The organism is Bacteroidales bacterium, assembly GCA_014860585.1.
In the GTDB taxonomy this organism is placed as follows: Bacteria; Bacteroidota; Bacteroidia; order Bacteroidales; family 4484-276; genus RZYY01.
In genome coordinates this window covers 61,859-74,255 of record JACZJL010000093.1, presented here as the reverse complement: position 1 = coordinate 74,255, position 12,397 = coordinate 61,859, and the positions used below count along the sequence as shown (strand labels likewise).

The following is a 12,397-nucleotide window of genomic DNA, read 5'->3' as shown; positions in this document are numbered from 1 at the left end:
TAAAACCTAATGTACGAAGGTTCAAAAATCCAAACAGTGAAAACAGCCCTGCCTGCCTGACTTCGTCACGCAGGGTGTCGCAAGTCGGATATGAATGATTGGGGGAAAAGTTTGGTTATTGAATTTTTAAATTTCGTATTTATTTGTCTTTTGATATTTGCCATTTGTAAATTCTGCCAAAAAAAGCAAGTAAATAGGAAATAAGACACTAAATTTCTCCCCGTGAGAGAAAAGCCCTTTGGGGCTTTGCGGCTCTCTGCGAAAAAACTCTGCGACCCTCTGCGGTTCAACTTTTTTTTACCGCAGAGTTGCGCAAAGAAGACGCAAAGAACCGCAGAGTAAAAACTTTTAGCTGGCCAAGAGAAAATTCATTCGTGAATCAGGAGGCACCCCGATCGGAGGGGCAGTTAAAAATTCTAACAATGTAAACAACATGTTGGTTAGTTTTGTCAACTAAGCGCCTAATAATCAATTTTATATCTCCCGCTGTATTGCAGATGTATTGATCATTATGCCGGCGTGTAGCGATAAAGTGGCTATCCTATTTTTGGTTGGTTAGATTTTCGCAAAGTATTTTTGCAGAAAATTTTTTATGTCAAAAAAACCATCAAAACAGAAAAGCCCAACGGACATCGAAACCGATTTAAAGAAGATGCTTGACCGGAAGAAATCAGAAAATGAAGCGCTGAAGAAATTGCTTCATTTTGTTGAGAAAAATTCCGGAAAAGAAAAACTGTAACAATTATTAATTCTATATTTATCAATTAAATTTTACCTATTATGTTTATGAAGAAGAATGTTTTTACTTTGCTAACGGCTCTTGCAGCTATTTTTCTGCTGTGGCCGTCAACCTCAATTTATGCTGATGGAGGCGATCCTACCCGCAATTACCCGATTGACGAAGCATTTGAATCAGGCACATTTCCGCCAACCGGCTGGAACATCTATGACCTTGACGGACTTGGGATGAACTGGGACGCCAGTACGATTCAAAATCACACACCGGCAGGGACAACTTCCGCGTATCATGGTTTTTCCAGCGGTTTTCAGGATGGCTGGATGGTAACTCCTGCCATGAGTTTACCTGCTTCGGGTCCAATCGTCCTCGCCTTCTGGAACTGGACGGTTGACCCTTCATATTACGGCAAAAACAGTGTACTGATCAGTACCGGAAGCGGCGATCCTGCAGATGGAGATTTTGTTGAGATATGGACAACTGCCACTGTGGCCGCTGAATGGCAACGGGTAATCCTTGACCTGGCTTCTTACTCCGGACAGACTGCCTATGTCGCTTTCCGTTACGAAGGCGATTACGCGCATGGCTGGGCTGTGGATGACGTTTACATTGGCAGCGATTTCAACACTTCACCGCAGATTATTGTTAACCCATTGGAGGTGAATGCTACAGCTCCTGCCAATTCATCCGTTAACAAAAGCCTGACTGTGATCAACGGAGGAGTTGAAAACCTCATTTATTCAATGGAAATCAACTATGGAGCCGGCGCTAACGGCTGGTTAACCATTGATCCCATGAGTGGCAATATTGGCGCAAGTTCAAACATTGCCCATACCTGCACTTTTAACCCTGAGGGGCTTGAGTTAGGCAATTATACTGCAACCATCCTCATCACATCGAATGATCCTGAACTTCCGGAGCTGACTGTTCCAGTTGATTTTACAGTTATCGAAGCATCCTCGGTTCAGGTTAATATTTTACTTCCGGAGCTTACTTTTCCTTATGATATCAGCGAAAGTGGCGAATATGTAGCCATTTCCGGATTTGGTTCCGGTGGCGGGTATCTGTGGTCAAAAACTGCCGGGCTGATACCCATTGGTGGTGATGAACCTTATATCCAAGCCGTTTCGGAAGAAGGTGTGGTTGCTGGTACCGCCAGAAATCCTGATTACAATGTTTCAGGGTCAAATGTTTTCTTTTCTGGTTACTGGCATCCTCAAACGGGTGAATGGACTTTTCTACCGGTAAATCCTGAGGCCGGACAACCCATTTATCCTGATTACAACTCATGCTGGGGCATGACTGCTGATGGTTCGACCATCGTAGGAATGCAATACTTCGAAGGCTATCAATATAAAGCCTTCAAATGGACAGAAGCTGGCGGTTATGATATGATCGGCGACGTGGAACCGGCCGGTAATCGTCCAAACGGGATCAGCAACGACGGAAGCGTCGTTTTTGGCTGGGCCAATCTGCCCGCTGCATCGCGCTCTCCGGTAATTTGGGTGGGTGATGAGTTTATCAAGATTGCTGAGAATGAATATGGAGAAGCCAGTGCCGCCTCATCCACAGGCGAATATGTGGCGGGCTTTGCCGGAACAAATGGATTTATCTGGAATGCACAGACAGGCACTACCTTTTTTTCCAATACACTCAATGCCGACAATATGAGTCCATTGGCTGTATCTGATGCCGGAAATCTCTTTGGGTACACTGTTGGTTGGCCTCCCTTCCCTGATTATCGCAGGGGGTTTGTCCGTATGCTTTCAGGCGAAATGATGACTTTTAACGATTACGCAGTTGCCCGTGGAATGGCCGATGCAGCCGATTGGACGTTCTACAGCATCAACGGAGTGACTCCGGATGAGAATAAATTTATTGGCTCGGCCATTACTCCTGATGGTCAGAATGTATCCTTTATGATTGACTTTGGCGCTGAAATTCCAAACATTGTGATCACACCAGAAAGCCTGACGGAAGCCCTCACTCCGGGCGCCACATCAATGCAGGAGTTGATCATTCAAAATTCAGGAAACGGCGCTCTCGATTATGAAACATTTATCAATTTTATGCCAACAACAAAGCGCACTCCTGTTATGGAGGTACCTGTTGGAAAGCAGGTTAGGCCAGGCAGAATGGAGGTTGCCAGAGCAAATAACAGAGGTGGAAATGCACAAGCAGAAAAAGGACGTGACGGTTTCGTTTTGAATTATGATGGCGAGAATGTGGATGCCATCGGGTTGGTTGAAGGCGGAACATTTTACACGGCAGCCCGTTTTCCCGCTGCGATGGTGAATCCTTTCGAGGGAGCTTCCATTGCATCCGTTGATGTGTATATCAATGACCTTCCGTCGAATGCGATGTTGAAAATCTGGGGGCCGGGGACAACAACAGCGCCCGGCGAATTACTTCACGAACAAGCGTTGACACCAAACCCCTATTCATGGAATACAGTCACCCTGAGTACTCCGCTGGTTCTTGACGGCAATGACATTTGGGTTGGCTTCACTTACACGCACGATGCTGGATATTTTATTGCAGGTATTGATGGCGGTCCGGTAAATCCCAATGGCGATTTCCTCTCGCAGGATGGTATCGTTTGGGAACGGCTGTCAGGTTTTGGATTTGGCTCCAACTGGAACATCCGCGCCAATCTTCAACTGGGACAGGGCGACTGGCTCAGCCTTGATCCGACAGCCGGAACAATCCCTGCAGAAAGTTCAGAAAGCATCGCTGTTACCTTCGATGCAACTTCACTTACAACCGGCGATTATGCTGCAAACATTATCATCACAAGCAATGATCCTGACTCACCAATGCTTGTTGTGCCGGTCACACTGGAAATGCTGGTTGGCATCACTGAAAATCCTATGTCCGCAATCATTGTTTACCCGGTTCCGGCCAATAATTATTTGAACATTAACCTGGTGGAAGGAATTGAAACCATCCGCCTGTTCAACACATTCGGACAACTTGCGCTAGAAAACAAAGTTGCAGGTGAAATGAGCCTGTCAATGGATATTTCAAACCTCAAAACCGGAGTTTATACCCTGCAATTCATCAATGCAAAAGGTAAATCCTTCAACAGAACCATTGTCATCAGTAGATAAAGTTTTTAAAATTAATTTCCAAAAAAGCCGGAACCGCGAGGAACCGGCTTTTTTTGTTTTAAAGAGAAATTTTTTCAGACAAGCAAAGTATTTCAGGCATTTTGTCTTCAATTTAATTCTACTTTAACAGATCAAAAACATTAATGAAAAATCAATTCAAAATTACCCCAACCCTTAAGGAAGTTTGAATTGATTTTTCTGCATTCTCCCTTTAGGGATGGGGCAAAAATGCAGAAAAATCAAATGTGTTAAAGTAGAATCAATTCCTAAGTTTAACTACTTTTGCCCTGACAAATTTGAAAATCAATTGAAATCACTGTTAATCAGGAAGTCGTTTGTTTTTATTCAGGTTGCTGTAATGATCTGTTCTTTAGCAAAGGCACAGGATATTCATAAGATTGATTCGTTGCGCTACCAGGTGGAAACAGCAAAAAGTGATTCGCTCAGGGTTTATAATCTGGTGGCCATTTCGAAGGAATACGCTTCGGGCGATGTACAAAATTCGTTGCAATTTGCCCAGAAAGCGCTTGCTATTGCTGAGAAATCAAATCAAAATGACCTTCTTTCCTACGCGCTGTTTAACATTGGCGTGGCCTACTTTAACCAGGGGTTGCTGGAAATTTCGACAAAATACTTCTACCGGTACTTCGAAATCCAGAAAGAGATGCAGGATGACAAAGGGACTGCCTATGCGCTGGTAAATCTTGGCGCGGTTCATCTAAAACTGAATCAATTTGAGCAATCGAGAGCGTATTTTGAGCAAGCGCTCAACATCTTCGATCAAATGACTGAACAAGGTGAAATTGCCAAACCCGGCGCCGAAATGATTTCTATTTATAATAACCTGGGGGTTGTTTCCAAAAATTGTGATGAACCCGAAAAGGCTATTGATTATTATTCACGAGGAATAAGCCTGGCACGAAGGACGCCAGGTCAGGAGGTGTTTTTGGGAAATCTGCTGAATAATCTTGGCAGCATTTACCTCGACCTGGGAAAAACTTCTGAAGCTTATGATTTTTTGAATGAAGCCTACGAAGTTCGCCTTTCGAATGACGATAAATCTGGTTTGGTGAAATCTTACCTGATGTTTGCCCGGTATTATTTGGAACTGCAAAATGTGGAGGAGGCGCTCAACTATGCATATCTTGGCTACAACCTGGCAAATACGGTAGGAGTTCTATCTTCCAATGCTGATGCCCTTGAGCTGCTTTTTCAGGTTTACAATCAGAAACAAATGGCTGATTCGGCTTTAAAATATTACATGCTGTCAACCGAACTGAAGGAAAAGCTGAACAAAGATGCAGCGCTCAAAGAACTCTCACTTCTTGAAATCACCGCACAATTCAGGGAAAATGAAAAGTTGGCTCAAATCGAACAAAAACGAAAAGAATTCCGGTACCTGATGATTGGTCTTACATTGATATTGATCGTTGCAATTCTGAGCTTGTTATATTTTTTGTCGCACAGCCGAAACCGCAGGCTGATGCTCGAGAAGGTAAATATCAACCTGAATTCAAAGAACCTTGAATTGGAAAAAGAGAGCCTCCAAAAGGAATTGGAAATTAGAAATAAAGAACTGGCTACCAATGTAATGTACCAGATTCAAAAAAATGAACTGATTCAGGATATTGTTCAAAAGCTTGAGAAACACAGCATTTCGAATGTAAATATAGATCACGACTGGATTGTGGAAATCATCAGAGATCTTGAGAAAACCCAGCAAAAATCGGTCTGGAACGAGTTTGAAGTTCGGTTTCAACAGGTACATAATGAGTTTTACGACAAGCTCAATGCAATCAATCCGGAGCTATCACCCAACGACAGGCGCCTCTGTGCATTTTTACGACTGAACATGACCACCAAAGAAATTGCCTCCATAACAGGTCAATCTATCCGAAGTATCGAAGTTGCGCGCACCCGTTTGCGCAAAAGACTCAATCTGACCAACTCTGAAACCGGGCTGATTGAGTTTTTATCCCAACTATAAATCTCTGTAAAACAGTTTATTAAAACAGTGTAGCAGTAATGTAGCAGCCATTTTTGCGGGTTGTTGTAGTGGTGTGCCAGCTAAAAATTTGGTGATTCCTTACCAGCGATTGTACTATTGCCGAAAAATTTTCGGCATGAAAGATAAGGCCAAAAAGTCGTCAGTTTCGGATAAGTATTCCTCCTCAGCCAGCGAGTTGATCAAAAAGAAGGAGTTGGAAAACCGCGCGCTGAAAAAAATTTTGAACTTTCTCGAACAGGAGAAAGATGATCAAAAGCAGGATAACCAACATAACAGTCATAATCAATAAAACAATTAAACATTTTACTAACCAACACATTATTCAGATGAAAACAAGAATGTTACTTTTCGTTTTTTTTGCTATCAGTTTTGGAATTGCAAAAGCTCAATTGCCAGGCTCAACCTGCGAAAATCCGATTTTTACCGATCCGATTAATTCACCATTGGTTGACTTCGCCATCAATTCGGAAGAATATGGCGACGAATATTCATCAACAAACGTAACTCCATCAACCAGCTATCTTAACGGTAATGATATTGTATTTCAATTCACCCTCACTGCTAAAAGCTACATTAATGCATCTATTGCCGGAGAGCGAACCGGTCTGATTTTTACTGCCGTGTGTCCGGGAACTCCTGCGGCGCCACGCCTGGCTTTTGTGGGTTCCACCACCGGAGGAACCATAAGCAATGCTGTATTTGAAGCTGGGTCCTATTTTATGATTGCCTCCACCAATCCTGCGCCGCAGTTTACAGATATGATCATCAGCTTCTCAGTTGAAGCCGTTCCGGTTGATCCGATCATCACCCTCAACCCAACCGAGCTGTATGTGGGCATGTCAAGCCCCGGAATTCACGATGAAACAAATCAACTGACAATTGGCAACCAGGGCGCTACTGACCTGGTGATCAATGATGGAGGATTTGCTTTCTCCGGGCCAAATGCTGCAGATTTCTCTTTATCGCTTACTGCCGGCGACACCTACCCCCTGACCATTCCTTTCGGAACAACCAAAGTTGTCAACATCACTTTCACTGCTTCTTCCTTTGGGCTGGCTAATGCAAACCTTAATATAACCTTTAATCACCCGGTAACTCCTACAGCAATGGTTCCCGTTTCAGGAATGGGCTATGCACCGATGACTTCATTTTCTGAATACTTCGACGGGATTACTCCAGTTCCTTCTGGTTGGTTACCCGATGGTTGGGCAAAAATTGTTCAATCCACATCAACCAGTGCATCGGTGAATGTGTTTGCATCTTCCACGGCGTTCTCACTGCCTAACATGGCCAGGTTCCAGTCTTCCACCGATTTGCAGGCCAAACTTTACCTGATTTCACCCGCCGTAACCAATCTCTCACAAAAGCGGATTTTGCTTCCGGCCCGCATGGGGTCATCATCTCATACAGGCAAAATGCAGGTAGGATATATGACCAACAGAACTGACCCCAATACTTTTGTCCTTGTTACCGAATTTTCGGTCACCGGTTCATTCCAGTTTTACAGCGCAGATTTCAAAAATTCGGGGCTTACTTTTCCTGATGTAGCTTTTATTGGCATCAGGTACGTTCCGGATGCCACCAACAGAATCCTGCAGATTGACGACGTGAAATATGAGAATGTACCCACACAGGCAGTATTCAATGTCAATCAGTCATCCTTCGATTTTGGAACAGTATTTATTAATGAAACTACAACCCAGCTCTTGCAGATTTACAACACCGGAACTGCAGCGCTGAGGATTCAGGAGTTTGATATCAACATAAGTGGAAGTGGTTCTGAGGCTTACAGCATCATTTATCCTCCCGGACACACCTGGCCCATCAATCTTTCCTTTGGAGAGGCCATTAACCTGACATTGCAGTTTGCACCAACCGAAGACAGAAGCTACAGTGCTACCCTGAATATTGAAGACAATATCAATTCAGAGTTCATGAATGTGATTACGCTTGAAGGAATTGGCTACGACGCAACCATTTATCCCGGGTTTAACTATGATATGATTGGAGATTTTCCACCAGCAGGTTGGAGAAAGTTTGCCGGCAACATTACGATGGGAAATCCTGTGCCAAGCACTTCGGCAAACTGGTATCACGGCAAGTTTGGAAACGACCCCGACCTGCCTGAAAACAACAGTGCTGCCTTCAGATTGGTCGCAATTGCCAATTATCAATGGCTGATGACTCCTCCTATCGAGTTGGGCGAGAGTGCTCAGGATTATCAGTTGAAATTCGACCTGGCTTTTACAGCCGACAACGGAACCGGCCCGGCTACCATTGGCGCAGGACAGAAATTTGGCGTGGTGGTTTCGCTCGACGGAGGAATGACATGGAGCCAGGACAATGTGTTGCAATGGTGGAATTCATCAACCCCCATTTCGAATACAGGCGAAACGGTGATTATTGATCTGCAGGGATATAGCGGCAAAATCATACTGGCTTTTTACGCTGAATCTAATTCCATTGCACCCAGCGGCAGGCTCTTTGTCAGAAATGTTGGAGTTGATTACAGCATTCCGGTTGCCAATTTACCCCTCGAAACCGATTTTGAGGAAGGAATATTTCCACCAGAAGGCTGGATGATTTATGACAATGCAGCCGATCTTCCGACCTGGGAAGCATCACAGAATCAAAATCATACTATGGGTGGCCTGACTTCGGCATTTCACGTCGCAGGCGCTGCAGCAGATAGCTGGCTGGTAACGCCGGCAATACTTATGCCCACCGAAGCTGATATTTTTCTCAAGTTCTGGTCATTCAATACAAACCCAGCCATTTATGGCAAAAACAGTGTTTGGGTCAGCACGGGCAGCGGAGATCCTGCTGACGGCGATTTTGCAGAGATATGGACTCCCGGCTCAGTTACCGCAAGTTGGGTTGAAACCGAACTGAACCTGAGCAGTTATTCCGGCGAAATTGCCTATTTAGCTTTCAGGTATGAAGGAAACAATGCGCATGGATGGTATCTGGACGATATTTCAGTGTTTGCCAGTGCAGGGTTGAATTTATCAACACAAGAACTCAACCATACTACAGCACTTGGTTTCCCATCAACCAGGCAACTGATTATAAGTAACTCGGCCCCGGCAAATCTGATTTATTCCTTCGAAACAAATTATCTGGACGGACCTGAGGGTTGGCTAAGCATTGACCCAGCTACAGGCAATGTGCCATTTACACAAAACCAAAAGCATGTCATCACCTTTGATCCGCAGGGATTGTCAATTGGTAGCAACTATTCAGCCACTATTACCATACTGAGCAACGATTATTTCAACCCGGAGGTGATTATTCCGGTAACCTTAACTGTAACTCAGCCGGATAACATCGAGTTTACCGTGATGGCCGGACAGTACTTAAATCCAACAGATATTAGTACAGACGGTGACTATGCTGTGTTGAGGGTATTTCAGGCGCATTCAGGGTATTTATGGTCAAAGGAGAATGGTTTAGTTTCTGTAACAGGCGATGATCCTCGGCCAAGAGGAGTAAGCGATGGCGGCATTGTAGCAGGAAGCTTCAACAACCCTGATGTGCTCTACAACGGAAACCCAGTGCAGATGGCCGGAAGATGGAACCTGGCAACCGGTGCATGGACATCCATTGGAATGAACCCTGCAGTGCCGGTTATCAATTATACGGGTTATCACCAGGGAGATGGCATTTCGGCCGACGGACAAGATATGGTCGGGCTTCAATATTTAACCGGCTCAACTTATCAGGCCTACAAGAAAAATGAAACCACAGGGTTTGAGATGATCGCCGCCGCGCATGAGGGAAACAGCCGAGCAACCGGGATCAGTAAAAATGGAGCTACAGTTTTTGGATGGGCCAGTTTGCCAATTATTCCCCGTTTCCCGGTGGTTTGGAAAAACGGACAAATGATTACCATTAGTGAAACAGGCGGCGAGGTGAGAGCCGTTTCACCCGATGGCAACTGGGCAACAGGAGAAATCGGTGGCCAGGGATTCTTATGGTCAGAAAGCGCCGGCCTGAGTCTTTTTGAGAATACAATTGACGGTACCGGTATATTCTGCCTTGGCGTTACCAACGACGGATTGGTAATCGGCGCCTATGGTTTTAGCTTCCCAATCGAAATGCGGAGGGCATTTGTACGCTACCCCGACGGCACGATGATCACCTTTAACGAGTATGCTTTCAGCCGCGGACTAATTGATGCCGATGAATGGATTTTCTATTCAGCAAATGTGGCAACTCCAGATCAACAAAAATTTGCCGGCGCAGGCGTCAACCCTGAAGGACAGACTGTAAGTTTTATCATAGATTTCGATGCACAGATTCCGGCTATTCAGATCAATCCTGAAAGTCTGTCAGCATCTGTAAGCACAGGAAACACAGCAGAACAGCAACTTTTGGTAACCAATACCGGTAGTGAAGATCTTGAGTTTACAACCTTTATAAACTACTTGCCCAACAGCACTGCCGAAATCATAAAAGTGCCTGAGGGAATAATTCCTGAAGCCAGTGAATTATCACTGCAAAGCAGGTCATCACAAATCATGACCTCACCCGATGGCAGTAAATCAGGAAATACGTTCGTTTTGAACTACGACGGACCTAACTCCACCTCAATCGGACTAACAGGCGGAGGTACCTTCTACACGGCCGTCAGATTTCCGTCAGAAATGCTGGCTCCCTTTACCGGCGCAACCATCACTTCTGTTGATGTTTATATCAATCAGCTTCCAACCTCTTCATACCTGATGATCTGGGGACCCGGAACAACCACTTCGCCGGGCACAATGCTCCAACAGCAGCAGCTTCAGGGCGTTGCTTCATCCTGGAACACCCTTACACTAACTTCACCATATCTGATTGATGGAAATGATCTTTGGATCGGATTTCTGCACAACCAGTCGGCAGGCCTTTTCCCGGCAGGTGTTGACGCCGGCCCGGCAAAGCCAAATGGAGATTTCCTATCAAGCAATGGTTCGGTCTGGAACAGACTTTCGGATTATGGTTTCAGTGCAAACTGGAACATCCGTGCCAATGTTGAGTTAGGACAAGGTGAATGGCTGAGCCTAAACCCCGCTTCAGCAACGGTGATCCCGGATGCTACTTTGCCAATTTCAGCTACATTTAACGCTACAGGACTGGATGTTGGGAATTATGCCGCCAACATATTGTTTGTAACGAACGATCCTTATCGCCCGTTGATTACGGTTCCGGTGAATCTGAACGTGTTTGACGGCTATTGCCAGGAATTCGCTTTCATGGCCGGTTGGAATTCATTCTCAAGCTATATCGTCCCCAATACTCCGGATGTGGAAGATCTATTTGCTCCTTTAGCTGATGATCTGATCATCATGCAAAACCTTACCCAGATTTACTGGCCGGGTGAAAATGTGAATTCCATTGGCAACCTGAACAACCAAAGTGGTTACGCCGTAAAGTTGACCGAAGATGTTGAATTCTCCGTTTGCGGAATGAATCTAGCCTCCAGCCAACTCAGTGTGAATCAGGGATGGTCATATTTACCGGTTCTTAGCGAATGTGAAGTCAACCTCTCGGAAGTGCTTGGCTCCAATGTCAGCAGTGTTGTCATCGCTCAGGATCTGGTCGGAACCCAGGTATTTTGGCCGGCAATGGGCATAAATACCCTCCAGACCCTCGTTCCGGGAAGAGCTTACAAAGCCAAGACAACAAGCCAGTTCGGGGTAACTTTCCCTGCATGTACAAAGAATGCGACAGCCCCGGCCACAATCCGGGAAAACAGCGTTGAGACTCCCTGGGGAAAACTCAATATGTCGCCCTTAATGCAGGTGGTAGCCTTCACCAATGGCAGCCTCATCCAATTTGCCGAAGGCGATGCGATCGGCGCTTTCGGTGCAGACAACACCGTTTATGGTTACATGATCATCAACGGCAACAGTCAAAATCAGGTTGTCACTTTATTTGGAAACGATCAGACATCCTCAACGCAAACCGGATTTGAAGAAGGCCAGCAAATTACCTGGCGTCTCTATCGCAATTCAACCGCCGAAGTAATTGACCTGCAGGTGGACTATGACCAGACTTTCGACAACACCACCGGCGCCTTTTACACGAACTCCTTCGCAGCCATCACCCACGTAACCCTGCTGCAAACCGGAATTGATCAATTCTCAGCATCATCCGTCCGGATGTTTCCCAACCCAGCCCGTGATGTTCTAAACTTCTCCATAAACGGAGCCAATGATCAAACCATTGTAGTGGAAATCTACGATAATAAAGGTGTGGCTGTTGGCAGAGAATCATTCAGAAACAATACCGCCTTGAACATCAGCCACCTTGCACCCGGAGTTTATTTTGTAAACATCCGCACCACCGAATTATCTGAAACCAGGAAACTTGTAATCAGGTAACTATTCTCATAAACGTTAGGTAAAAACCCTGCCCCGAAAGGAGCGGGGTTTTTTGTTTGAAAGCAGATTGATCTCTTTATCAAAACATCATTTTGCAGCATGTTTTAAAATTAGGACATGCAGTGAACCTAATCCAAACGGTTTGCAGCTATTTGAATATCTTTGCCCTGGTAAAAAC

The 12,397-nt window shown here is 45.1% G+C and carries 5 protein-coding genes; all 5 read left to right on the top strand.

Annotation, left to right across the window (positions count from 1 at the left end; translation table 11 throughout):
• Positions 1–592: 592 nt before the first annotated feature.
• On the top strand, positions 593–739 hold the full coding sequence (locus tag IH598_09550; GenBank protein ID MBE0638752.1) for a hypothetical protein: 147 nt from the start codon (positions 593–595) through the stop codon (positions 737–739).
• Between the two features lie 47 nt (positions 740–786).
• A complete protein-coding gene (locus IH598_09545; GenBank protein MBE0638751.1) occupies positions 787–3,846 on the top strand; it encodes a choice-of-anchor J domain-containing protein in 3,060 nt (1,019 codons plus the stop codon).
• Between the two features lie 307 nt (positions 3,847–4,153).
• The gene (locus tag IH598_09540) at positions 4,154–5,833 is read left to right on the top strand and encodes a tetratricopeptide repeat protein (protein ID MBE0638750.1); all 1,680 of its coding nucleotides are present in this window, start codon (positions 4,154–4,156) and stop codon (positions 5,831–5,833) included.
• A 136-nt stretch (positions 5,834–5,969) separates the two neighbouring features.
• Entirely contained in the window at positions 5,970–6,143 is a 174-nt protein-coding gene (locus IH598_09535; protein MBE0638749.1) for a hypothetical protein, read from the top strand.
• A 37-nt stretch (positions 6,144–6,180) separates the two neighbouring features.
• Positions 6,181–12,219 (top strand): choice-of-anchor J domain-containing protein, encoded by a 6,039-nt coding sequence (locus IH598_09530; protein ID MBE0638748.1) that lies wholly within the window; start codon positions 6,181–6,183, stop codon positions 12,217–12,219.
• Positions 12,220–12,397 lie beyond the last annotated feature (178 nt).